Here is a 22250-nt window from a genome sequence, read left to right on the forward strand (position 1 = left end):
AGCGAGCCGGGGATCCCGGCGCAGGAGAGACCGGCCGAAGCGCGGTCGGCGCAGGAGCGGCTCTCCGCCGCCGAGACCTGGCGGGCGCTGTACCGCTACTTCCGCCCGCACCGCGCGGCCGTCGCTCTCGGCGCCCTCTGCACGCTGATCGGCGCCGCGACCGGCCTCGCCCAGCCACTGGCCGCGAAGACCCTGGTGGACCGTCTCGGCAGCGACGACTCGATCGCCGGGATCATCCTGCTGCTCACCGCGCTCGTGGTGCTCGGCACCGCGATCGAATCCTTTGGCGCGTACGTCCTCGAGCGCACCGCCGAATCCGTGGTGCTCGCTGCCAGGCGCACCCTGATCGGGCGGCTGCTGCGGCTCAGGTTGCCGGAGGTCGAGCGCACCCAGCCCGGCGACCTGATGTCCCGGATCACCTCGGACACGACACTGCTGCGCGCCGTCACCACGCAGTCCGTGGTGTCCGCGGTCGCGGGCGGGCTCACCTTCATCGCGACGATCACGATGATGGGCCTGATGGACGTCGTTCTGCTGAGCGTCACGCTCGGCGTGATCGTCCTGATCGGCGGAGCGGTGGCCCTGGTGATGCCGAAGATCGCCCGGTCGACGGAGCGTGCCCAGGAGGCGGTCGGCACGATTTCGACCGCGCTGGAGCGGGCGTTCGGCGCTTTCCGCACGCTCAAGGCCTCAGGCGCGGAGGAGCGCGAGACCGCCTCCGTGCGGGCCGCCACGCAGGAGGCCTGGCGACATGGGGTGCGGTCAGCCAAGTGGCAGGCGGTGGCGTGGAGTTCGGTCGGCCTCGCCGTGCAGGTCTCGTTCCTCGCCGTACTGGGCATCGGCGGCGCGCGCGTCGCGTCCGGCGCGATCTCGATCTCGACGCTCGTGGCCTTCCTGCTCTTCCTCTTCTATCTGATCGACCCCGTGTCCCGCCTTGTCGAGGGAGTCACGCAGTATCAGGTCGGCTCGGCGGCCATCGCCCGGATCGTACGGGCCGAACGTCTGGAGACGGAGGACGTCACGGAGTCGCCCGCGGAGCGGCCACAGGGGCGCGGTCCGGCCGCCGTCACCTTCGAAGACGTGACCTTCCGCTACCGGGAAGGCCTTCCGTACGTCCATCACGGCGTCACCTTCGACATCCCGGGCCCCGGCATGACCGCCTTCGTCGGCCCTTCGGGCGCGGGCAAGACCACCGTCTTCGGTCTGCTCGAACGGTTCTACGACGCGACGGGCGGCCGCGTCCTCGTCGACGGCCGCGACGTGCACGCGTGGCCGCTCGCCGAACTCCGCGCCGCCATCGGATACGTGGAGCAGGACGCGCCCGTCCTCGCGGGCACCCTGCGCGAGAACCTCCTCTTCGGGGCGCCCGGCACGACCGATCCCGAGATCCAGGACGTTCTCGTACGCGCCAGACTGCACACCCTCGTCGAACGGCTGCCCGACGGCCTGGAGACCCTGGTCGGGCACCGCGGCTCCCAGCTGTCCGGCGGTGAGCGCCAACGGGTGGCGATCGCCAGGGCGTTGCTGCGCAAACCGCGCCTCCTGCTCCTCGACGAGGCGACCTCGCAGCTCGACGCGGTGAACGAAATGGCGTTGCGTGATGTCGTCGCCGAGGTCTCCAGGGAGGTGACGGTCCTCGTGGTGGCACACCGGCTTTCGACGGTGACGCTGGCCGACCGGATCGTGGTGATGGACGCGGGGCGGGTCCGTGCTTCCGGTACGCACGAGGAGTTGGTGGCGGCCGATCCGCTGTACGGCGAGCTCGCCGCGACCCAGTTCCTCGCGACGTCGGCGTGATCGGTCTCGCCCGGACAGCGCAGGGACAACTGCTGGCCCACACGGGACGGCCGGGGTTGATGGGGGTATGACCACGGCCAGCGGACGCAGAAGAGCGGAAATGTTCGTCGACGAAGAGCGGGACGGCAGGCTCGGCGCACGGACCACCGGCGACGAGCGGCACATGCTCGTCGACTTCCTCGCGGCCCAGCGCACGACGCTGGAGCTGAAGTGCGCGGGTCTGGAGGCCGAGTTGGCCCGGCGGTCCGTGGAGCCCTCCACGCTCTCGCTGCTCGGCCTCGTCCGGCACCTCGCCGATGTGGAGCGCCGCTGGTTCCGGTGCGTGCTCGCAGGTGAGGACGCGCCGCCCCTCTTCGGCAGCGACGCGAACCCCGACCAGGACTTCGACGGCGCCGTGCCCGAACCGGCCGTGATCGCCGCCGCGTGGGACGTCTGGCGCGCCGAGGCGGCCTTCGCCGACCGCTTCGTCGCCGAGGCACCCGACCTGGATGTCGAGGGCGACGACGGTTGGCGCGGAACGGTCTCGCTGCGCTGGGTGCTCATCCACATGGTCGAGGAGTACGCCCGGCACAACGGCCACGCGGACCTGCTGCGCGAGCGGATCGACGGTGCGATAGGCGTGTGAGCCGAAGCCCTCTACGGGGCGTGGTTGCTCAACTGGGCTTGTGCTTGGGGGTGTTGGGTGCGTGGGTGTGACCGGGTCTTGGGTGGTGGGAGGAGTTGCGTGAGCGCGGAGGCGATCGCGGTGGCGGCGAAAACGGCCGGGAGGCCCTGGTGTTCGGCCAGCAGACCGAGGAGCGCGGGACCGGTGATGGTGCCCAGGCCCAGGAAGAGGACGGTGGCGGTGAATCCGGGCGTGGGCCGGTCCGGGAAGACGCGGTAGCTCCACACCGCGAGGAGACCTGAACCGGCCATGAAGCAGGGTCCGTAGACGAGCGCGGAGAGCAGCGCGCCGGGCAGGGCGGCGCCGGGCAGCCCGGCGACGGCCAGCAGGCCCGCGGCACCGGCGAGCCCCGCGAAGATCCACCGATGGACGCGGCGAAGCCCGTACCGCCCGATGGTGTGCCCGGTCAGCACGCCCGCGGTGCCTGCCAGGCCCATCAGGGTCCAGAACAGCGGCGCGGCGACGTCGGCGTACGCCCCCGCGTGGTCGGAGACCGCCTCGACGGCGAAGGCCCAGTAGACGGCGCCGACCAGGCCGTAGGAAAAGGCCGTCGCGTAGAGCGGGAGGGCCGCGGGGCGAGCGAGCCAGCTGATGCCGGGGCGGGGTGCTCGGTGGAGTGTGCGAGGCGGGTGTTCGTCCGTCGCCGGGTGAGCCTCGCGACCGGCACCGCTGTTCCCCGCCGGGTGGGCCCGCCCTCCGCCCGGCAGGACGAGGGCGTTGCCGAGCGTGGCGAGCAGCGCCGCGGCGGCGAAGGCCAGCCAGGCCTTGCGCCACTGCGGTCCCTGGGTGGCCAGGGCGAGCGGTCCGGCCACGGTGACCGCGAAGGCGGTGCCGGTGGCGATCGCGCCCATCGCCCGCTCCCGCAGCTGCGGCGCGAGCATACGGTCCACCGCGTCGGAGTACGGCGCCCACACCCAACCCGGGCTCGTCCCGGCCAGGACAAGGCCTGCGGTCAGGGTCGCCGGACCTCGGGCGCACGCCACCAGGCCCATGCCGCCGGCTGCAAAGAGCCCGCCGATGACGACCAGTGGGCGCGGCCCGAGGCGGGTCACGAGTACGCCGACCAGCAACAAGGCGGCCACATAGCCCAGATAGCTGGCGCTGGCGATCAGCCCGACCAGCGCGACCGGCAGGTCGAAGGCGCGCCGGAACTCGGGCAGGAAGAGCCCGTATCCGTAGCGCGCGAACCCGAAGGTGACGCCGACCGCCGCCATCCCGGCCCCGCCGACCCGCCACTGCACGGGCACGCGACCCACCGCCCGCTGTGCTCGGCTCACGTCTGCTGCCTTCCATGTCATCCGTACTGGCAGTACCGAGCCTGTGGCCTGCGGCGACGCCGTAACAGTGACGGAAACGGCAAGGACCACTAGATTTACGTCATGACGCATCTACGGCCCGCGCGCACCCCCGCTTCGGCTCCGCCTCCCGCTCAGGCGGCACCGTTGCGTGTGGCCGTCACCCTCCTCTCACCGTCGTCCCTCTTCGAACTGGCCGTGCCCTGCGCGGTGTTCGGTCAAGACGGTGGGGAAATCCCCTCGCCGGGATACGAGTTGGTGCTGTGCCAGACCGTGCCGGGTGCGCACCACGCCGTGGGCGGGCTGCGGATGGAGAGCTCGCACGGCCTGGAGGCCCTGGCCTCGGCCGACCTGGTGATCGTCCCGGCCTGTGTGATGGACGGATACGAACCGCCCGCGGCGCTCCTCGACGCGCTCTGTTCCGCACATGCCCGGGGCGCCCGGATCGCTTCCCTGTGCTCGGGCGCGTTCGTCCTCGCGGCGGCCGGTCTGCTGGCGGGCCGTGAGGTGGCCACCCACTGGATGTACGCCGACGAGCTGCGCCGCCGCCACCCGGACGTCAGGGTCGACGACCGCGCCCTCTACATCGACGACGGCTCCATCCTGACCAGCGCGGGCACGGCGGCCGCGCTCGACCTGTGCCTGCACATCGTGCGGGGCGATCATGGCGCCACTGTCGCCGCCGAAGTGGGCCGCCGGATGGTGGTGGCCCCGCACCGGGAGGGCGATCAGGCGCAGTACGCCAGACCCAAGTCGCCGTCTGGGCAAACCACTTCGGCCTCGGTCGTCGGCCTTGCTCCGGTGCTCGACTGGGCCCTGACCCGTCTCGACCGGCCGTTGCCGATCGCCGAGCTCGCGGCCCGCGCGGGCATGAGCGTACGCACCTTCGAACGCCACTTCGCCCGCGAGGTGGGCACCACCCCCTTGAAATGGCTCAACCAGCAGCGGGTCACCCACGCCCGCACGCTCCTGGAGACCACGGACCTGCCCGTCGACACCGTCGCCGAACGCGCGGGGCTCGGCACGGGAGACAGCCTGCGTCAGCACTTCCACCGTCTGCTTGGCACGACGCCGGCCGCGTACCGCCGTACGTACCGCGGGCTGCCCGGCTGAGCCGGTCCGGCCGTCCGGCGGCGGCTAGGGCGCCAGCCGTGCGACGAGGTCGTGCCAGGCGGCGTCCACGCGGTCGAGCGACATGCCGCGCTCGGCGGTCAGGTGGTGGACGAGGACGCTGTCGATGGATCCGAGCAGGGTGTGCGCGAGGAGTTCGGCGTCGCCCGCCGCGCCTGCCTGGCGCAGCAGCATCGTGACGTGGGTGAGGCGCAGCCGGTTCGCCGGGACGGCGTACGTGCGCAGGGGGTCGGTCCTGGAGGCCAGGATCAGTTCGTGGTGCTCGCGTTCGTGCCGGATGAGGGCGGGGCCGAAGGCGTGCAGGCGCTCCAGGGGCGGGGCGTCGGGGCCGAGCGGCGCCGGACCCGTGAGGAAGGCGGCCTGGAGCTGCTGCTCGCGGTGGTCAAGGAGGGCGACGAGGAGCCCGGTGCGGTCGCCGAAGCGCCGGAAGACCGTCCCTTTGCCGACACCGGCAGCCACCGCCACCGCGTCCATGGTCAGCTGCGCGGCCCCGCATCCGGCCATCAGCCGCGCGGCGGCATCGAGCAGGCGTGTGCGGTTGCGCGCCGCGTCGGCCCTGAGCAACGGCGGTTCGCCGAGGGGGGTGAGGACGAGTTCCGGCACCCCGCCCGGACTTTCGGGTGAGGGCGGCAGAGGGGGAGTGGGGCCGGTCATGGGTCCAGGGTAGCGCTGCGGGCCGACAAGTGGACCGCGGTCCACTTAGGTGGTACAACTTTAAACGGACCCCGGTCCGGTTGATTCCGCACATGAGTTCATGAGTCCCGCAGTTCTGTACGCACTTTCAGGAGTTTCCCCATGTCAGTACGCATCCTTGCGCTCGTCGGCAGCCTCCGCGCCGGCTCCCACAACCGCCAGCTCGCCGAGGCCGCCGCCAAGCATGCGCCCGCTGGTGTGGAGATCGAGCTGTACGAGGGTCTCGCGGAGGTGCCCTTCTACAACGAGGACATCGACGCCGAAGGCAGCGTCCCGGCCGCCGCGGCCCGGCTGCGCGAGGTGGCGGGCGGCGTCGACGCCTTCCTCCTGTTCTCGCCCGAGTACAACGGCACCATGCCCGCCGTCCTGAAGAACTCGATCGACTGGCTGTCCCGTCCGTACGGCGCGGGCGCGATCTCCGGCAAGCCGGTCGCCGTGGTCGGCACCGCGTTCGGCCAGTACGGCGGCGTATGGGCGCAGGACGAGGCCCGCAAGGCCGCGGGTCTGGCCGGCGGCGCGGTCCTGGAGGACGCCAAGCTCTCCATCCCGGCATCCCTCACGCGCTTCGCCGAAACGCACCCGGCCGACGATGCCGAGGTGACCACGGCCCTCACCGAGGTCGTCACCCGCCTCACGGAGCAGGCCGGCGCTGCTGCTGCCTGACCTCTTCGGGGGCCTCGTCCGGTCGTTGCGTGCCCTCGGCGTGCGGTGTGAAGGGTCACGTGGCGGAGCCGCCTGTCCCTTTGCGCTGTGCGCCGAGGGTGCGTGCCGGGCGTCGCGAAGCCGCGGAGATCCATCAGAAGGGCCCTAGGCCCGTGACGAAGGTCAACAGGATGAGGAGCGGCGGCAGTACGCCGTAATGGTCATCGGTATCCGGGAAGAGGAAGGCGGCGGCCCGGTCGAGCAGTGGGTTCTTCGAGGTCATCGAGTGCATACCGCTTCTTCGGCAGGGGTGCGCCGCGGCGCGACCCGCGTCGGGAAGCGGCTACGCGGTCCGTGAGCCCGTGGGGCCTCATGCCGCCGCGTCGGGAACCAGGACCACCTTGCCCGCGACCGTGCCGGACTCGGCGAGCCGCATCGCGTCCGCGACCCGGGACAGCGGGATCCGGTCGGCGATCTGCGCCTCGATGGCTCCGTCGGCGAGCAGCGCGAAGACCTGGGAGAGGTCCTCGCGAAGCCGGGCGCGGAAGACGTCTGCCTTCTTCTTGCCGGCCCAGATGTTGAAGAAGTGCGCGTGACGTGAGTTGGGCAGCAGATTCCAGTAAGCGAGGCGTGCGAGCAGCTTCAGGACGGGCGCCTTCGACGAGCCGGTGACATCGCGGGTGGAGGCGGTGCCGTACGAGACGAGGGTGCCGCCGGGTGCGAGCATGTGGAACGAGTCCACGATGCCATCGCCGCCCACGTGATCGAAAACGGCGTCGACTCCGTTCGGTGCCAACGCCCGCAGACGCGTGGTGAGTTGGGGATCGCGATAGTCGACGGGCGCTACGCCGAGAGCGCGCAGGGCATCGTGGTGCCGCGGTGAAGCCGTGCCGATCACACGTACTCCCGCCTGGCGGGCCAGCTGTACGAGGGTGGTTCCGACCCCGCCGTTCGCGCCGAGCACCAGGATGGTCTGTCCTCGCTCGGCCTTGGCGATGCGGTGCAGCATCTGCCAGGCCGTGATGCCGTTGACGACGAGGGTCTCGGCGTCGGTTGACGCGACGGACTCGGGTACCTCGACCAGATCGGCGGCTTCCACGACCACCTGGCTGGCCCACCCGCCGGTCTTCGTCAGCGCCGCGAACCGTCGTCCGGCAAGCCCCTGATCCGCTCCGGCGCCCACCGCGACGACGCGGCCCACCACGTCGTACCCGGGGACGAAGGGGTAGGGCGGCTGGTCGAAGTACTTGCCGCGCCGCATCTGCTGCTCGGCGAACGAGATCCCCGTCGCCTCCATGGCCAGCAGAACCTGACCGGCCGCCGGAACCGGCGCCGCTGTCTGCCGGACCTCGAGCCCCTCCGGCTCGACCGCTCCGGGCAGGACGACCTCGGTCATCGCGAGCTCCTTGTCGTTGTGCCGCTCGCTCATCGTCTGCCGCTCCCACATGACGTCTCCCGGTGCGCTTCTCGGTAAAGCTGTAGTTATAACCTCTAACGTGAGTGTGTACCTATCGCGTCGGCAGGTCAAGGCGGCAGGTCAAGGCGGCAGGTCAAGGCGATTGGTCAAGGGGTGAAAGCGCGAGTGGGCGGCTCCGGCGCAAGCCGGAACCGCCCACTCGTGAGCCAGAAGCGCAGCAGTGCGGAAGCCCTGACGCTCCCGCACCCGCCTACTCCCCACTAGCCATCACTTCGGCGAACGCCCCTCCAACGCGGCCTGCCAGCCCGGTAGTTCGGCCTCGCGTACCGGGGCCGCGCGCCGCCCGCCCCGCGCGAAGAAGTCGGCGAGCGGGAGCGTCGCCGCCCCGACCGTCACCGCGTCCGGGCCGAGGCGGCCCAGGCCGATGGTGACGCGCCCCGCCGGGTAGGCCAGGGCGTAGGTGGGGATGTAGCGCTTCACCGCGGTCAGGAACCGCTGCCCGAGCTGGAGTCCTGCCCAGCCGCCGACGATGATCCGCTCCGGCTGGAAGAGGTTGATCAGATCGGAGAGCCCCGCGCCCAGGTACTCGGCGGTCTCCTCCAGGACCAGCAGAGCCGTCGGGTCGGGGGCCGCACCGTCGCCCTCCGGATGGGCGGCGCTGAGCATCGCGGTGAGCGCGCTCTCCTCGTCCACGCCCCCGGGCGGACGCCCACCCGCCTCCTGCCACCGTTCGAGCAGCGCCTCGGCCCCCGCGTACGCCTCCAGGCAGCCGAGTGCCCCGCACCGGCACCGTCTGCCCTGCACGCGAACGGTGAGATGCCCCCACTCGAGGGCGCGGCCCTGCGCCAGATCCTCGGTGACGACGCAGGCGCCGACGCCCGAGCCGAACAGGACCACCACCGCGTTGCGTGTGCCGCGCCCGGCGCCGAACCACATCTCGGCCTGGCCGAGCGTCTTGGCGCCGTTGTCGATGAAGTACGGGACGGAGTCGGGGAGTTGGCCGGACTCCCGGAGGAGTGACTCCAGCGGGACCGCGTCCCAGTCGATGGTCTGGCCGTGCACAAGCGCGCCGAGTTCACTGTCGCGCGCGACGACTCCGGGGACGCCGATCCCGACGCCGAGGAGCCCTTCGTCGGTGACGTCCGTCGCGCCGAGGACCTCGCGGATGCCGTCGCTGATGTGTGCGGCGATTCCGCCGACGTCGTGGCCCTTCAGGGTCAACGGCCGTTCCGCGCGGGCGAGTTCGGAGAGGGAAAGGTCGAAGAGCTCGACGCGTACGCGGGTCTCGCCGACGTCCACGCCGATCAGCCGTCCGCGGCTCGGCGCGACGCGCAGCAGCGTACGCGGCCGCCCGCCGTCGGACTCCACGCTGCCTGCCTCCTCCACCCACCCCTCCGCCACGAGATCGGCCACGACGTTGCTGATGGAACCTGAACTCAGTCCGGTGGCGGGCCCGAGCGTGAAGCGGCTCATCGGTCCGTCGAAGTACAACCGCTGGAGTACGGCGGCGCGGTTCTCCCGCCGCAGGTCGTGCACCGTACGCCCGTTGCGCTGCCCAGCCATGTGGTTCCTTCCGGCGTGCTCTGCCTCGAAGTTGGTCCTGTGTGACCTCTTGACGGTATCTTCCCTGCCGGTTTAACTCACGTCCTAAATTAAGTCATGAGGTCATTCAAGAGTTGAACACAGCGCGGGTCCGAACCCGGCGCTGAGCCATCCGCCCCATGACTCCCTCCGGAAGGGACACCTGGAGCCATGCGCAGATTCCGAGCCGCCGCCGTCGGCGCCGCCACCCTCTCGCTCGCCCTCACCGCGTCCGCCTGCGGCGGTGGTTCGACGACGGGCGGTGCGGGGTCCAACGACTCGCCGAAGACCCTGACGTACTGGGCGTCGAACCAAGGACCCAACCTCGAGGCGGACAAGAAGATCCTCAAGCCCGAACTCGCCAAGTTCGAGAAGCAGACGGGGATCAAGGTGAAGCTCGAGGTCATCCCCTGGTCGGAACTGCTCAACCGGATCCTGACCGCGACGACCTCGGGGCAGGGCCCCGACGTCCTGAACATCGGCAACACCTGGAGCGCGTCACTGCAGGCCAGTGGCGCCCTGTTGCCCTGGGACGAGAAGAACTTCGCCAAGATCGGCGGCAAGGACCGGTTCGTGGAGTCCGCGCTCGGCTCGGCCGGAGCGCCCGACAAGGACCCGGCCGCCGTGCCGTTGTATTCGATGGCGTACGCCCTCTACTACAACAAAAAGATGTTCAAGGAGGCCGGGGTGGAGAAGCCGCCCGCCACCTGGGACGAGCTTGTCGAGGACGGCAAGAAGATCTCCAAGGGCGGTAAATGGGCCCTGGGCGCGGAGGGCGCGAACCTCGCCAACAACATCCACCAGGTCTTCGCCCTCGGCAAGCAGCACGGCGCCGACTTCTTCACCAAGGACGGCAAGCCCGACTTCACCTCCGACGGCGCGGTCGCTGCCGTGAAGCAGTACGTCGACATGATGGCGAAGGACAAGATCGTTGCCCCGGGCAACGCCGAGTACGCGCAGAACCAGTCCCTGAGCGACTTCGCCAAGGACAAGACGGCGATGGTGCTGTGGCAGGCCGCCGCCACCACCTTCAAGTCGCAGGGCATGGGCGACGACGAGTGGGGCGTGGCGCCCGTTCCGGTGGAGTCCGGCACGCCGGGCGCGGGCAAGGCCACCAACTCGATGGTCGCCGGGATCAACATGGCCGTCTTCAAGAACACCAAGAACATCGACGGCTCGCTCAAGTTCATGAAGTTCATGACGAGCGACGCGGAACAGAAGATCCTCTGCAAGTCCTACGGCTCGGTCCCGCCCGTCAAGGCCGCACAGGAGGACGCCGCCTTCGACCGCCCCGAGCTGAAGGTCCTGCGCGACACCCTCGCCAAGAGCGCCGCGCCCCTTCCTCAGGTGGCCAACGAGTCGCAGTTCGAGACAGGGGTCGGCACCGCCGTCAAGAATCTCTTCGCGGACGCCGCGGATGGCGGTGAGGTGACCACCGCGTCGGTGAAGGCCGAACTGGTCAAGGCTCAGCTGCAGATGTCCCAGCAGTGAGTGATACGACCGTGACAACTGGGACTGCTGGGACTGTTGGGGCAACTGTGACCACTGGGACTACGGCCACTGGGACTACGACCACTGTTCAGGATGCCAAGGAGCCGTCCGTGAACGCCCCGGAGACACAGCCGGGCCAGCGCCGCCGCCCCGGACGGCTGCGCCGCATCGGCCTCCCGTACCTCCTGCTCCTGCCCGCCCTCCTCCTCGAACTCCTCGTCCATCTCCTGCCGATCGTCATCGGCGTCGTGATGAGCTTCAAGGAGCTCACCCAGTTCTTCATCCGCGACTGGGGCGCCGCCCCCTGGTCGGGCCTGGACAACTACAAGGTCTCGGTCGACTTCGACGCACCGGTGGGCGAGGCGCTGCTGCACTCGTTCCTCGTCACCTGCGTCTTCACGCTGCTCTCGGTCGGCCTCTGCTGGCTGATCGGGACGGCGGCAGCGATCTACCTGCAAGAGGCGTTCAAGGGACGGGGCTTCCTCCGGGCGCTCTTCCTCGTCCCGTACGCACTGCCCGTGTACGCCGCCGTGATCACCTGGGGCTTCATGTTCCAGCGTGACAACGGCCTGATCAACCACGTGCTGCACGAACAGCTCGGCCTCACCGACAGTGCCCCGTTCTGGCTCATCGGTGACAACAGTTTCGTCGCGCTGCTGACCGTGTCCGTGTGGAAGGGCTGGCCCTTCGCTTTCCTCATCATGATGGCCGGGCTGCAGAACATCCCCAGAGAGATGTACGAGGCGGCAGCCCTCGACGGGGCGGGAGTGTGGCAGCAGATCCGCCGCATCACCCTGCCGTCCTTGCGGCCCGTCAACCAGGTCCTCGTGCTCGTCCTGTTTCTGTGGACGTTCAACGACTTCAACACGCCGTACGTCCTGTTCGGCCGGTCGGCACCCGAAGCGGCGGACCTGATCTCGATCCACATCTACCAATCCTCGTTCGCCACCTGGAACTTCGGCACCGGCTCCGCCATGTCGGTCCTGCTGCTCCTGTTCCTGCTCGCGGTGACGGGCGTCTATCTGCGGGTCACGTCACGCGAGAGGAAGTCCGCCGATGCCTAGGACCCACACCGCGGCGCGGCCCCGGTCGCCGATGGCGGCGCCCCGCTCGTTCCTCTGGTCACGGAGGATCTTCCTGACCCTGCTCACGGGCTTCGTGCTGCTTCCCGTATTCGTGATGGTGTCCAGCTCGCTGAAGCCCCTCGAGGACGTGTCGGGCAAGTTCCGCTGGATGCCGAGCGGGCTCACGGTCCGCCCGTACATCGACATCTGGAAGACCGTCCCGCTGGCGAAGTACTTCATGAACTCGCTGATCGTGGCGGGCGCTGCCACGGTCTGCTCGGTGGTGATCGCCGTCTTCGCCGCCTATGCCGTCAGCCGCTACCAGTTCCGCGGCAAGCGCGTCTTCACGGTGACGGTCCTGTCCACCCAGATGTTCCCCGGCATCCTGTTCCTGCTTCCGCTGTTCCTCATGTACGTCAACATCGGCAACGCCACGGGGATCGCCCTGTTCGGCTCGCGGGCCGGACTCATCCTCACCTATCTGACCTTCTCGCTGCCGTTCTCGATCTGGATGCTGATCGGGTACTTCGACTCGGTGCCGCGCGACCTTGACGAGGCGGCGCTCGTCGACGGCTGCGGGCCGCTCGGTGCGCTCTTCCGGGTGGTCGTGCCGACCGCGATCCCCGGCATCGTCGCGGTCGCCGTCTACGCGTTCATGACCGCGTGGGGGGAAGTGCTCTTCGCGTCGGTCATGACGAACGACGCCACCCGCACCCTCGCCATCGGCCTCCAGGGTTACTCCACCCAGAACGACGTCTACTGGAACCAGATCATGGCCGCCTCGCTGGTCGTGAGCGTGCCTGTGGTCGCCGGGTTCCTCCTGCTCCAGCGCTATCTGGTCGCCGGTCTCACCGCCGGAGCCGTCAAGTGATCCCTCCCCTTCTGCCTGATCCCCTTACGTCTGAGAGGACGTCCGTGTCCGAGCTCATCGACCTCGCCGCACTCCCGCACGATTTCGCGTGGGGCACGGCCACATCGGCGTACCAGATAGAAGGAGCCGTCACCGAGGACGGCCGTTCCCCTTCGATCTGGGACACCTTCTCGCACACCCCCGGAAAGATCGACAACGACGACCACGGCGACCTCGCCTGCGACCACTACCACCGCTGGCGCGAGGACATCGCGCTGATGAAGCAACTGGGCACCGACGCCTACCGGTTGTCCCTCGCCTGGCCGCGCGTCGTGCCCGGCGGAGACGGGCCGTCCAACGCCAAGGGCCTTGACTTCTACGACCAGTTGATCGACGGGTTGCTCGAAGCGGGCATCACCCCCTCCGTGACCCTCTACCACTGGGACCTGCCGCAAGTCCTCCAGGACCGCGGCGGCTGGCCCGAGCGCGAGACGGCCGAGCACTTCGCCGCGTACGCGTCCGTCGCCGCCGCGCGCTTCGGCGACCGCGTCACCCAGTGGGCCACACTCAACGAACCCCTCTGCTCGGCCTGGATCGGCCACCTCGAAGGCCGGATGGCACCGGGCCTGACCGACCTGACCGCCGCCGTACGCGCGTCCTACCACCTGCTGCTCGGGCACGGCCTCGCCACCCAGGCGATCCGCGCCGCGGTGCCCGGCGCGCAGGTCGGCATCGTCAACAACCTCTCCACGGTCGAGCCCGCGAGCGACCGCCCCGAGGACATCGCGGCCGCCCGACGCGTCGACGGCCACACCAACCGCTGGTGGCTGGACCCGGTCCACGGCCGCGGCTTCCCCGACGACATGCGTGAGGTCTACGGGGTCGAACTCCCCGAGCGCGCGGGCGACTTGGCGACGATCGCGCAGCCGCTCGACTGGCTCGGCCTGAACTACTACTTCCCGGCCGTGGTCTCCGACGATCCCGCGGGACCCGCGCCGCACGCCCACCAAGTGCGCCGAGACGGGGTGCCCCGCACCGGCATGGACTGGGAGATCGACGCGAACGGCATCGAGACACTCCTGCTGCGCCTCACGAACGAGTACGGGGCGCGCAAGCTGTACGTCACCGAGAACGGCTCGTCCTACCCCGACGTCGTACGACCCGACGGAACCGTCGACGACCCGGAGCGCACCGACTACCTGATCCGGCATCTCGCCGCCTGCGCGAGCGCAGCACGCAAAGGGGCGCCGCTCGCCGGGTACTACGCGTGGTCGCTGCTCGACAACTTCGAGTGGGCCTACGGCTACCACAAGCGGTTCGGCCTCGTCCACGTCGACTACGCGACGCAGCGCCGCACCATCAAGGGCAGCGGCCACCGGTACGCCGACATCATCCGCGGCCACCGGGGGCGCGTGGAACGCGCCGCCTGACACGGCCTTACGCGGTCCACGGCGCTGTACTGCCGGCGGCGGCTCCCGGCTCTCCGCCGATCCGGGGGCCGCCGCAGTCCTTCTCCGTCAGGTCGAATCCGCCTTCCGGCTCTCCTTCGCCGCCGCTCCGGTGCATGCGAGCCCCAGCAGGAAGGTGAGGCCGCCGATGATGATGTTGGTGAGGATGACGCCCGTGTCAGGGCTGTCGCCGACGACCCACGGCGAGACGATCATCCATACACCCATGGCGCACATGGCCCAGCTCAGGCCGTACATCCTGGCCGGTGCGACGGTGAACCCGAGGCCGAGCAGGCCGATCGCGATGCCCATGATGAGGTTGTGCGTCGTGAGGACGGGCTGGCTTCCGGTGAAGTGGACCACCCAGGGGGAGATGGCACAGAACAGGCCTGTGAGGAACACAGGACCGTCCACGAGTGCCACATCGCGTCCACCGAGTACGCGGGCGTACCGATCCCGCATTTCGGATACGTCAGGGTGAGCGGCTATGTCTCCCCTGTGTGAGACGTCGGCCATGAGACTCGTCTCCTCTGATTCATGCAGGCCTGGTCACGCCGCGCGGCGTGATGTCGCGCATATCCATTCTGCTCTTATTTTTCCTTTATGTGTAGTTGAAGGAGATGTCAGAAGGTGGGCGGGCCCTGCTCGACGCGGCGCAGCACCGGTGCGAGCCGGTGGAGGTCGTCGCTGGTCTGGAGCTGCCGCTCGTCCCACCAGGTGGCACCGGCGTCGATCAGCGGCCCGATCAGGTCGTGAGCCTTGGCGTTGTCGGCAGGGCTCGCCCCGCCCAGGACGATCTCGAAAGGGCTCGACCGCGGGGCCTCGCGGTGCTTGTGGACGTAGGTGACCAGGTCGCGGACCTGGTCGACGGGCGGCGCCTGTCCATGCAGGGCGTCGGTGAACAACGGGACCGCGCCGTCCCAGCGGGCGGCCCGGCGCATCGGGGGACGGCGCGGCCAGAATCCGCCGACCCACACAGGAGGGTGCGGGCGTCGCACCGTGGCGGGCAGCAAGGTCACGTCCCGGACCTGGTAGTGGCGCCCCTCGTGGTTCACCGGTTCGCCCGACCAGTAGCGCCGCATCAGGTCGAGGCCCTCGTCCAGGCGCTCGGCGAGCACGACCGGGTCGGTGGGCTCGCCGAAGCTGCCGTACTCGTCGTCGATCGGACCGCCGAGCCCCGTACCGAAGATCACCCGCCCGCCGCTGAGGGCGTCCAGGGTGGCCACCTGGCGGGCCAGTTGGTGCGGGCGCCGTCGGCCAACCGGCGTGACCAGCGTGCCGAGCCCGATCCGGGAAGTCGCCAACGCGGCGGCGGTGAGCAGCATCCAGGGGTCCCCGAAGGGCTGCCCCTGACGCTGGCGCTTGTCGTGCACGACGTGATCCCAGACGAACACCGCGTCCCAGCCCGCCTGTTCGGCTGCCACGGCGACCTTGGCCACAGTCCTGGGATCGGCGAAGTCACCGAAGTTGGGAAGGTTGATCGAGAATCGCATCCCGGCATGGTCCCTCGCTGGGACAGGCGCGGCAACAGGGTTGATGGCCCCGACAGGCTGACCGGCACGGCCGGATCGTCGCCCGTACGGGGGACCAGAACGCGCCGTCCCCCACCCTTGGCCGCTGGAATGGACAGGTGACCGCGCCCCCGGACGACTGCCTCGCGCGCAACGAGTGGATCTGCGGTGAGTATCTGAGCACCCGCCGTCAGATCATCCTCGACGCGGTGCTCCAGCATCTGGAGCTGACCGCGGTCTCCGTCCTGATCGCGCTCGTCATCGCCGTGCCGCTGGCCGTGGTGGCCCGCCGCTGGGCCCTTGCGGCGGGACCGGTCCTCGGCGTCACCACCATCCTCTACACGATCCCGTCGCTCGCGATGTTCTCGCTGCTGCTTCCCATGTACGGCCTGTCCGCGTCCCTGGTGGTCGCGGGACTCGTCCTGTATTCGCTCACCCTGCTCGTCCGCAACATCCTGGCCGGTCTGCGCGCCGTCCCCGAGGACACCCGGCAGGCCGCCCGAGGCATGGGCTACGGGCCGATCCGGCTCCTGCTCACCGTCGAACTGCCGCTCGCCCTGCCCGCCGCGATGGCGGGCCTGCGCATCGCCACCGTCTCCGCGGTCTCCCTCGTCACGGTCGGCGCGATCGTCGGCTTCGGCGGGCTCGGCAACCTCATCTACGCGGGCATGAACACGTACTTCAAGGCACAGGTCCTGACCGCATCCGTACTGTGTGTCGTCATCGCCGTGCTTGCCGATCTGCTGCTCCTGGGCGTGCAGCGGATCCTCACTCCGTGGACGAGGGCGGTCCGCTCATGAACACCATCAGCGATGCCTGGCAGTGGCTCACGGACTCGGCGCACTGGGCGGGCGACGACGGCATCTGGCACCGGCTCACCCAGCACCTCGTCCTCACGGTGGTGTGCCTGCTCCTGAGCTGTCTGATCGCGCTGCCGGTCGCGCTCGTCCTCGGCCATCTCGGCAGGGGCGGTGCGCTCGCGGTCAACATCTCCAACATCGGCCGCGCGGTGCCGACCTTCGCGGTCCTCGTCCTGCTGCTCCTCACACCGATCGGACGCTGGGGCGAGGGGCCGACGGTCGTGGCCCTGGTCCTCTTCGCCGTGCCACCGCTGCTCACCAACGCGTACGTCGGGATGCGCGGCGTCGACCGCAGCGTCGTGCAGGCCGCGCGTGGCATGGGAATGACGGGGCGGCAGATGCTCTGGCGGGTCGAACTGCCGCTCGCGATGCCGCTGGTCCTGAGCGGGGTGCGGATCGCCGCCGTGCAGCTCGTCGCCACCGCCACGATCGCGGCGCTCGCTGGTGGCGGGGGCCTCGGCCGGATCATCACGGCGGGCTTCAACCTCGCGAGTACGCCCCAGGTGGTGGCGGGGGCCGTGCTGGTCGCGGTGTTCGCGCTGGTGGTGGAAGGGATCTTCGAGGTCGGTGAGCGGCTTGCCCCTGGAGGGGCGCGGGGGAGAGGGCGGACCGGATGAGGCGGTGCACGGGACGGGGCGTGACGGCTGCTGCGGCCGGGATCGCGCTGCTGCTGTCCGGCTGTGCGTCGGGACCGTCCCTGGAAACCCAGGGCGAGGTCACCGCACCTCCCGGCGACAGCCATCACCTGGTCATCGGCTCGGCGGGATTCACCGAGAGTGATCTGCTCGCCCAGATGTACTCCCTGCTCCTGAAGAAGGCCGGATACGGTACGGAAATCCTCTCCGTGGCCAATCGCGAGCTGTACGAACCCGCCCTGGAAGCCGGACAGATCGACGTCGTGCCCGAGTACGCGGCGACGTTCGCGGACTGGCTGAACGCCAAGAAGAACGGCGCGGACGCGGCGCCGGTCGGCTCACCCGACCTCGATGGCACCATGCGATCCCTGCGCGGCCTCGCCACTCCGCGCGGTCTCACCGTCCTCGACGCGGGCAAGGCCGTCGACCAGAACGCGTTCGCCGTCACCTCGTCCTACGCACAGCAGCACCGACTGAAGACATTGAGCGACCTCGGGAAGTCAGGCTTGCGAGTTCGCCTCGCCGCGGGCGACGAATGCGTGCAACGCCCGTACTGCGAACCCGGCCTGAAGAAGGTCTACGGCATCGACATCACCTCCGTCGACCCCAAGGGCGTGGGCACGACCCAGGCCAAGAAGGCCGTGCAGAGCGGCCAGGACCAGATGGTCCTGACGACGTCGACGGATGCCACCCTCGACAACTTCGGCCTCGTCCTCCTGAAGGACGACAAGAACCTCCAGAACGCCGACTACATCGTCCCGGTCGTCAACCGCTCCCGCGCGGGCAGCGAGGGCGTCGCGAAGGCGCTCGGCCGCCTCAACTCGGTACTGACGACGGCGGACCTGGCCGCCATGAACGAACAGGTGGACAGCTGGCGCCGCCTCCCGCAGGACGTCGCGCGGACCTTTCTGGAGGAGAAGGGGCTGCTGTAGCCAGTCCTCGGTGCGGCTCAGGCGTCAGCCACGGAGTCGAACTCCACCTGGTCCCGCGGCACGCCCTGCGCGTCCGCGTCCACCGAGCGGCGCAGGGCCTCGTGCAGTTTCGCCGGGGTCAGTACGCCGAGGAAGCGCGCCCCGTCGAGGACCGCGACCCAGCCCGCGTCGTGCTGGAGCATCACGCCGAAGGCCTGCTTGAGCGGGGCGCCGACCTTGACCCAGGCGTTCATACGGTGGGCCAGATCGCCGACCCTGCCGCCCTCACCGGCCCGGGTCACCTCGTCGACGCCGACCCAGCCGTGCAGATCCCCGCCCGTGTCCAGGACGACGGCCCACCGGGCGTCGTGCTCGCGCAGCCGGGCGGCGGCCTGCGCGGCGGACTCGTCGGGCCGGACCACCACCGGCTGCTCCAGGTCGTCCGGCTGGATCTCGGTGACCGAGAGCCGCTTCAGGCCCCGGTCGGCGCCCACGAACTCGGCGACGTAGGGCGTCGCCGGAGTGCCGAGCACCGCCCCGGGCGTGTCGTACTGCTCGATGCGCCCCTCCCCGTACACCGCGATCCGGTCACCGAGCCTGACGGCCTCCTCGATGTCGTGCGTGACCAGGAGCACCGTCTTGCGGACCGTCGCCTGCATCCGCAGGAACTCGTCCTGCAACTGCTCCCGCACCACCGGGTCGACCGCCCCGAACGGCTCGTCCATGAGGAGCACGGGCGGATCGGCGGCGAGCGCACGCGCCACGCCGACACGCTGGCGCTGGCCGCCGGACAACTGCTCGGGGTAGCGGGGACCGTACGTCTTGGGGTCGAGGCCCACCAGGTCGAGCAATTCGGCCGCCCGTGCCCGCGCCTTCGTCTTCTTCCAGCCGACCAGCGCGGGCACGGTCGCCGTGTTGTCGAGGATCGTCCGGTGCGGGAAGAGCCCCACCTGCTGAATGACATAGCCGATACGGCGGCGCAGCTGGACCGGGTCGACGTCCGCGATGTTCTCGCCGTTCACGAAGATGCGGCCCGCGGTCGGTTCGATGAGGCGGTTCACCATCATCATCGTGGTCGTCTTGCCGCACCCGGACGGTCCGACGAGCGTGACCAGTTCACCCTGCGCGACCTCGAAGGAGAGACCGTCCACGGCCATCGTGCCGTCCGGATAGCGCTTGCTCACCTGCTCGAACCGGATCATGCACTCACGCTAGCTGCGGCCCTCGGACTCCGCTCACCAGCACCACCTCCAGAGTGCGCGGGCCGTGCACGCCCTCCACCCGGTCCAGTTCGATGTCGCTGGTGGCGGACGGTCCCGAGATCCAGGTCAGCGGGCGGGCGGGGTCGAGCCGTTCGAGTGCCTGCGGGACGGAGGCAACCACCTGGTCCGGGACCCGCACGACACAGATGTGGTGATCGGGGACGAGCGTGATGCGGCGACGGCCCTGATCGGGGCCGCCGTCCAGGACGATCGTGCCGGTCTCGGCGACGGCGACCGCGCACCCCGTGACGACGCTGTCGACCTCGTCAAGATCGCTCGGGGTGCTCGCGGCACAGTCGTCGACACGGGTCGCTTCGGCGGCATCGAGCCAGTGCGGCGGCAGCCCTGGCGGTACGAGCACGGTCCGCGCGCCCCGTGCCGCGAGCAGGCGCGTGAGCAGCTCAGGGAGCTCATCGGCCGTGCAGCGGTGCACGAGCGCGCGGTAGTCGGCGAGGTTCTCCGCCAGCAGCTCGATGGTCTGCTCGGTGGTGCGGTGGCCGTGCTCGCGCAGGTAGTCGCGGGGGACGGCGGTGTCGTAGGCGTCCTTCTTCTCGCCGTCGTGGGGGTCGGCGTGTGCTTCGTCGTGTACGTCGGCCAGCGCTCGCCGGACTCGGCCCAGGATCTGGTCCCTGCTGCTGCTCACTGCTTGTCGCCCTTCTCCGGCATCGCCGCCTGGCCGCCATTCGTACGCCGCCACCAGTCGCGGAACGGCTCCGCCGGCACCTTCGGCAGGTCCCGCGTCGCGCTCCACGCCCGGCCGGGGCCGGGAAGCGTGCGGGGATGAAGGCGCCGGGTCTTTGACGCGAGGCGCTGCCCCATCCGCAGTGCCCCCGGGCGGGCGAACGCCAAGCCCGCCGCCCGCATCGCCGCCCGCTCCGCGGCATGGCCCTTCGCGGGCCGTAGCGTCACCTTCGTGCCGTGCCGTATCACCGGGCCGCCCTGGACGACGCGCTCCCGCAGATGAACGAGGACTTCGGGGATGTCGATGGCTACCGGACACACCTCGTAGCAGGCACCGCAGAGCGACGACGCGTAGGGGAGCGAGGCGTCGATCTCACTCTGTGTGCCGCGGAGTTGGGGACTGAGGATCGCTCCGATGGGACCCGGGTAGACCGAGCCGTACGCGTGGCCTCCGGCCCGCTCGTACACCGGGCAGACGTTGAGGCAGGCCGAGCAGCGGATGCAGCGCAGTGCCTGGCGGCCCACCTCGTCGGCGAGGGTGTCGGTGCGGCCGTTGTCGAGGAGCACGAGGTGGAAGTCGCGGGGGCCGTCGGCCGTGTCGGGGTCCGTCGTACCCGTCCACATCGACGTGTACGGGTTCATGCGCTCCGCCGTCGACGAGCGGGGGAGCGTCTGGAGGAAGACCTCCAGGTCCCGCCAGGTCGGCACGACCTTCTCGATGCCGACGACCGAGATCAGCGTCTCGGGGAGCGTGAGGCACATACGGCCGTTGCCCTCCGACTCGACGACGACCATGGTGCCCGTCTCGGCGACCATGAAGTTCGCCCCGGAGACACCGACCTTGGCCCGCAGGAACTTTTCACGGAGATGCAGCCGGGCGGCCTCGGCGAGTTCGGCGGGGGTGTCCGTGAGGCCCTCCGGGGCAGGGCGGCCCCACTCGCCCATCTCACGCGCGAAGATCTCGCGGATCTCGCCGCGGTTACGGTGGATGGCGGGCACGAGGATGTGTGAGGGGCGGTCCTTGCCGAGCTGCACGATGAGTTCGGCGAGATCGGTCTCGTACGCGTGGATGCCCTCGGCCTCCAGCGCTTCGTTGAGGCCGATCTCCTGCGTGGCCATCGACTTGACCTTGACGACCTCATGCTTCTCGATGTCGCTGCCGCCCGTGGCCTTCACGAGCTCCGTGACGATCCGGTTCGCCTCGTCGGCGTCCGTCGCCCAGTGCACGGTGCCGCCCGCTGCCGTGACCGACTCCTCCAACTGGACCAAGTAGCGGTCGAGATGGCGCAGTGTCTCGTCCTTGATCCGCTTGCCCGCCTCGCGCAGCTGCGCCCAGTCGGAGAGCTCGGAGACGGCCTTCGCCCGCTTGTCGCGGATGGTGTGGGTGGCGTGCCGGAGGTTGGCGCGCAGAGTCTTGTTCCCCACGGCCGCATGGGCCGCCTCCGGAAAGGCGGGCATTCCGACGAACGTGCCGCTCGTGTCGCTCATGCCGCTCATGCCGCTCGTGCTGCTCATGCGAGGGGCTCCTCTTCTGTGCTCGCCAGAATCTTCGCGATGTGGACCGGGCGTACGCCGCTCTTGAGACGGGTCATCGTGCCGCCGATGTGCATCAGGCAGGAGTTGTCCGCCGCGCACAGTGTCCCGGCACCGGTCGACTCGGCGTTGCGTACTTTGTCCGTGCCCATCGCCGCTGAGACATCGGAGTTCTTCATCGCGAAGGTGCCGCCGAAACCGCAGCACTCGTCAGCGCCCGGCAGTTCCACGAGTTCAAGACCCTTGACCGCCCGGAGGAGCTGTGTGGGGCGGTCGCCGAGGCCGAGGCTGCGCAGTCCGTGGCAGGTCGGGTGGTACGTCACCGTGTGCGGGTAGTACGCCCCGACGTCCGTCACACCGAGGATGTCCACCAGGAACTCCGTCAGCTCGTACGTCTTGGGGACGACCGGTGCCAGCGTGGCCGCCAGGCCGTCTCCTCGGCCCTCGGCGTGGGCGCGTTCGCCCATGCGGGGGTACAGCTCGCGGACCATCGCACCGCACGAGCCGGAAGGCGTCACGATCGCGTCGTACTCGTCCGAGCCGAAAACATCGGAGAAATGACGAGCAAGTGGCTCTGCTTGGTGGCGGTAACCCGTGTTGTAGTGCGCCTGCCCGCAGCAGGTCTGCGCCATCGGGAAGTCGACCTCAACTCCTAGCCTGGTCAGCAGTTTCACCACCGCTCGGCCTGTGTCGGGATAGAGCGTGTCGTTGACACAGGTCAGGAACAGAGCGACACGCATCGCGGGTTCCTCCTTGTCGATCATCGGATGGATGCAGCGTATGC

22 protein-coding genes are annotated in these 22250 nt (G+C 69.8%); 11 read left to right on the forward strand and 11 right to left on the reverse strand.

Translation table 11 applies throughout. From position 1 onward, the window contains the following. The first annotated feature begins 12 nt into the window (after positions 1-12). Positions 13-1797, forward strand: a complete 1785-nt coding sequence (locus tag ACGFSB_RS23685) for an ABC transporter ATP-binding protein (protein WP_393402793.1) — start codon at positions 13-15, stop codon at positions 1795-1797. A 100-nt stretch (positions 1798-1897) separates the two neighbouring features. After that, positions 1898-2422 carry a DinB family protein gene (locus tag ACGFSB_RS23690; RefSeq protein ID WP_393402569.1) on the forward strand — a complete coding sequence of 175 codons (525 nt, stop codon included), beginning with the start codon at positions 1898-1900 and terminating at the stop codon, positions 2420-2422. An 11-nt stretch (positions 2423-2433) separates the two neighbouring features. On the opposite strand, the gene ACGFSB_RS23695 is transcribed toward ACGFSB_RS23690, so the two are convergent. Further along, positions 2434-3738 (reverse strand): MFS transporter, encoded by a 1305-nt coding sequence (locus ACGFSB_RS23695; RefSeq protein WP_393402572.1) that lies wholly within the window; start codon positions 3736-3738, stop codon positions 2434-2436. A gap of 102 nt (positions 3739-3840) precedes the next feature. On the opposite strand from ACGFSB_RS23695, the gene ACGFSB_RS23700 reads away from it, so the two are divergent. Continuing rightward, entirely contained in the window at positions 3841-4869 is a 1029-nt protein-coding gene (locus ACGFSB_RS23700) for a GlxA family transcriptional regulator (RefSeq protein WP_393402575.1), read from the forward strand. A 24-nt stretch (positions 4870-4893) separates the two neighbouring features. On the opposite strand, the gene ACGFSB_RS23705 is transcribed toward ACGFSB_RS23700, so the two are convergent. After that, positions 4894-5541, reverse strand: coding sequence for a TetR/AcrR family transcriptional regulator (locus ACGFSB_RS23705; protein ID WP_393402578.1), 648 nt, complete (start codon positions 5539-5541; stop codon positions 4894-4896). A 141-nt stretch (positions 5542-5682) separates the two neighbouring features. Here ACGFSB_RS23705 and ACGFSB_RS23710 point away from each other — a divergent pair, with 141 nt between their 5' ends. Then, positions 5683-6243 (forward strand): NAD(P)H-dependent oxidoreductase, encoded by a 561-nt coding sequence (locus tag ACGFSB_RS23710; protein ID WP_393402580.1) that lies wholly within the window; start codon positions 5683-5685, stop codon positions 6241-6243. A gap of 133 nt (positions 6244-6376) precedes the next feature. On the opposite strand, the gene ACGFSB_RS23715 is transcribed toward ACGFSB_RS23710, so the two are convergent. From ACGFSB_RS23715 to ACGFSB_RS23725, 3 genes are all read right to left on the reverse strand, one after another. After that, complete coding sequence (locus tag ACGFSB_RS23715; RefSeq protein ID WP_393402582.1) at positions 6377-6505, reverse strand: hypothetical protein; 129 nt, start codon at positions 6503-6505, stop codon at positions 6377-6379. A gap of 87 nt (positions 6506-6592) precedes the next feature. Then, the gene (locus ACGFSB_RS23720; RefSeq protein WP_393402584.1) at positions 6593-7669 is read right to left on the reverse strand and encodes a medium chain dehydrogenase/reductase family protein; all 1077 of its coding nucleotides are present in this window, start codon (positions 7667-7669) and stop codon (positions 6593-6595) included. A gap of 237 nt (positions 7670-7906) precedes the next feature. Then, positions 7907-9202 (reverse strand): ROK family protein, encoded by a 1296-nt coding sequence (locus ACGFSB_RS23725; RefSeq protein ID WP_393402587.1) that lies wholly within the window; start codon positions 9200-9202, stop codon positions 7907-7909. 189 nt (positions 9203-9391) lie between these two features. Here ACGFSB_RS23725 and ACGFSB_RS23730 point away from each other — a divergent pair, with 189 nt between their 5' ends. The 4 genes from ACGFSB_RS23730 (at position 9392) to ACGFSB_RS23745 (ending at position 14055) form a co-directional block, all read left to right on the forward strand. Next, a complete protein-coding gene (locus ACGFSB_RS23730; protein WP_393402590.1) occupies positions 9392-10711 on the forward strand; it encodes an ABC transporter substrate-binding protein in 1320 nt (439 codons plus the stop codon). Between the two features lie 110 nt (positions 10712-10821). Continuing rightward, positions 10822-11775 (forward strand): carbohydrate ABC transporter permease, encoded by a 954-nt coding sequence (locus tag ACGFSB_RS23735; RefSeq protein ID WP_393402593.1) that lies wholly within the window; start codon positions 10822-10824, stop codon positions 11773-11775. Further along, positions 11768-12646, forward strand: coding sequence for a carbohydrate ABC transporter permease (locus ACGFSB_RS23740; RefSeq protein ID WP_393402595.1), 879 nt, complete (start codon positions 11768-11770; stop codon positions 12644-12646). Before ACGFSB_RS23735 ends, ACGFSB_RS23740 begins: the two co-directional genes overlap by 8 nt. Before the next feature lie 44 nt (positions 12647-12690). Beyond that, the gene (locus tag ACGFSB_RS23745; RefSeq protein ID WP_393402597.1) at positions 12691-14055 is read left to right on the forward strand and encodes a GH1 family beta-glucosidase; all 1365 of its coding nucleotides are present in this window, start codon (positions 12691-12693) and stop codon (positions 14053-14055) included. A gap of 87 nt (positions 14056-14142) precedes the next feature. Here the strand turns inward: ACGFSB_RS23745 and ACGFSB_RS23750 are convergent, their stop codons facing one another. After that, the gene (locus ACGFSB_RS23750) at positions 14143-14589 is read right to left on the reverse strand and encodes an SPW repeat protein (protein WP_393402599.1); all 447 of its coding nucleotides are present in this window, start codon (positions 14587-14589) and stop codon (positions 14143-14145) included. Positions 14590-14696: 107 nt separating this feature from the next. Further along, a complete protein-coding gene (locus ACGFSB_RS23755) occupies positions 14697-15566 on the reverse strand; it encodes an LLM class flavin-dependent oxidoreductase (protein WP_393402601.1) in 870 nt (289 codons plus the stop codon). 137 nt (positions 15567-15703) lie between these two features. On the opposite strand from ACGFSB_RS23755, the gene ACGFSB_RS23760 reads away from it, so the two are divergent. Genes ACGFSB_RS23760 through ACGFSB_RS23770 form a run of 3 tightly spaced genes read left to right on the forward strand, consistent with a single transcriptional unit; the run spans position 15704 to position 18011 of the window. Then, positions 15704-16384 (forward strand): ABC transporter permease, encoded by a 681-nt coding sequence (locus tag ACGFSB_RS23760; protein ID WP_393402603.1) that lies wholly within the window; start codon positions 15704-15706, stop codon positions 16382-16384. After that, positions 16381-17061: an ABC transporter permease gene (locus ACGFSB_RS23765; RefSeq protein WP_393402606.1), complete on the forward strand. Its 681-nt coding sequence runs from the start codon at positions 16381-16383 to the stop codon at positions 17059-17061. The genes ACGFSB_RS23760 and ACGFSB_RS23765 overlap by 4 nt, the downstream gene beginning before the upstream one ends. Continuing rightward, positions 17058-18011: an ABC transporter substrate-binding protein gene (locus ACGFSB_RS23770; protein WP_393402608.1), complete on the forward strand. Its 954-nt coding sequence runs from the start codon at positions 17058-17060 to the stop codon at positions 18009-18011. Before ACGFSB_RS23765 ends, ACGFSB_RS23770 begins: the two co-directional genes overlap by 4 nt. A gap of 17 nt (positions 18012-18028) precedes the next feature. Here the strand turns inward: ACGFSB_RS23770 and ACGFSB_RS23775 are convergent, their stop codons facing one another. The 4 genes from ACGFSB_RS23775 to ACGFSB_RS23790 are packed head-to-tail and all read right to left on the reverse strand — an operon-like array spanning position 18029 to position 22206. After that, the gene (locus tag ACGFSB_RS23775; RefSeq protein WP_393402610.1) at positions 18029-19192 is read right to left on the reverse strand and encodes a betaine/proline/choline family ABC transporter ATP-binding protein; all 1164 of its coding nucleotides are present in this window, start codon (positions 19190-19192) and stop codon (positions 18029-18031) included. A gap of 4 nt (positions 19193-19196) precedes the next feature. After that, on the reverse strand, positions 19197-19895 hold the full coding sequence (locus ACGFSB_RS23780) for a lactate utilization protein C (protein WP_393402612.1): 699 nt from the start codon (positions 19893-19895) through the stop codon (positions 19197-19199). Beyond that, the gene (locus ACGFSB_RS23785; protein ID WP_393402615.1) at positions 19892-21448 is read right to left on the reverse strand and encodes a LutB/LldF family L-lactate oxidation iron-sulfur protein; all 1557 of its coding nucleotides are present in this window, start codon (positions 21446-21448) and stop codon (positions 19892-19894) included. Before ACGFSB_RS23785 ends, ACGFSB_RS23780 begins: the two co-directional genes overlap by 4 nt. Next, positions 21445-22206 carry a (Fe-S)-binding protein gene (locus ACGFSB_RS23790; protein ID WP_393402617.1) on the reverse strand — a complete coding sequence of 254 codons (762 nt, stop codon included), beginning with the start codon at positions 22204-22206 and terminating at the stop codon, positions 21445-21447. Before ACGFSB_RS23790 ends, ACGFSB_RS23785 begins: the two co-directional genes overlap by 4 nt. Positions 22207-22250: the final 44 nt, after the last annotated feature.

The organism is Streptomyces sp. NPDC048441 (genome assembly GCF_043200235.1).
In the GTDB taxonomy this organism is placed as follows: domain Bacteria; phylum Actinomycetota; class Actinomycetes; order Streptomycetales; family Streptomycetaceae; genus Streptomyces.

What these genes read in the sequence shown, in the direction of transcription:
- ACGFSB_RS23690 (WP_393402569.1), top strand. Translation starts at nt 1,898, where the DNA reads ATGTTCGTCGACGAAGAGCGGGACGGCAGGCTCGGCGCACGGACCACC.
- ACGFSB_RS23700 (WP_393402575.1), top strand. Translation starts at nt 3,841, where the DNA reads ATGACGCATCTACGGCCCGCGCGCACCCCCGCTTCGGCTCCGCCTCCC.
- ACGFSB_RS23705 (WP_393402578.1), bottom strand. Translation starts at nt 5,541, where the DNA reads ATGACCGGCCCCACTCCCCCTCTGCCGCCCTCACCCGAAAGTCCGGGC.
- ACGFSB_RS23710 (WP_393402580.1), top strand. Translation starts at nt 5,683, where the DNA reads ATGTCAGTACGCATCCTTGCGCTCGTCGGCAGCCTCCGCGCCGGCTCC.
- ACGFSB_RS23715 (WP_393402582.1), bottom strand. Translation starts at nt 6,505, where the DNA reads ATGACCTCGAAGAACCCACTGCTCGACCGGGCCGCCGCCTTCCTCTTC.
- ACGFSB_RS23720 (WP_393402584.1), bottom strand. Translation starts at nt 7,669, where the DNA reads ATGTGGGAGCGGCAGACGATGAGCGAGCGGCACAACGACAAGGAGCTC.
- ACGFSB_RS23725 (WP_393402587.1), bottom strand. Translation starts at nt 9,202, where the DNA reads ATGGCTGGGCAGCGCAACGGGCGTACGGTGCACGACCTGCGGCGGGAG.
- ACGFSB_RS23730 (WP_393402590.1), top strand. Translation starts at nt 9,392, where the DNA reads ATGCGCAGATTCCGAGCCGCCGCCGTCGGCGCCGCCACCCTCTCGCTC.
- ACGFSB_RS23740 (WP_393402595.1), top strand. Translation starts at nt 11,768, where the DNA reads ATGCCTAGGACCCACACCGCGGCGCGGCCCCGGTCGCCGATGGCGGCG.
- ACGFSB_RS23750 (WP_393402599.1), bottom strand. Translation starts at nt 14,589, where the DNA reads ATGGCCGACGTCTCACACAGGGGAGACATAGCCGCTCACCCTGACGTA.
- ACGFSB_RS23755 (WP_393402601.1), bottom strand. Translation starts at nt 15,566, where the DNA reads ATGCGATTCTCGATCAACCTTCCCAACTTCGGTGACTTCGCCGATCCC.
- ACGFSB_RS23765 (WP_393402606.1), top strand. Translation starts at nt 16,381, where the DNA reads ATGAACACCATCAGCGATGCCTGGCAGTGGCTCACGGACTCGGCGCAC.
- ACGFSB_RS23770 (WP_393402608.1), top strand. Translation starts at nt 17,058, where the DNA reads ATGAGGCGGTGCACGGGACGGGGCGTGACGGCTGCTGCGGCCGGGATC.
- ACGFSB_RS23775 (WP_393402610.1), bottom strand. Translation starts at nt 19,192, where the DNA reads ATGATCCGGTTCGAGCAGGTGAGCAAGCGCTATCCGGACGGCACGATG.
- ACGFSB_RS23785 (WP_393402615.1), bottom strand. Translation starts at nt 21,448, where the DNA reads ATGAGCAGCACGAGCGGCATGAGCGGCATGAGCGACACGAGCGGCACG.
- ACGFSB_RS23790 (WP_393402617.1), bottom strand. Translation starts at nt 22,206, where the DNA reads ATGCGTGTCGCTCTGTTCCTGACCTGTGTCAACGACACGCTCTATCCC.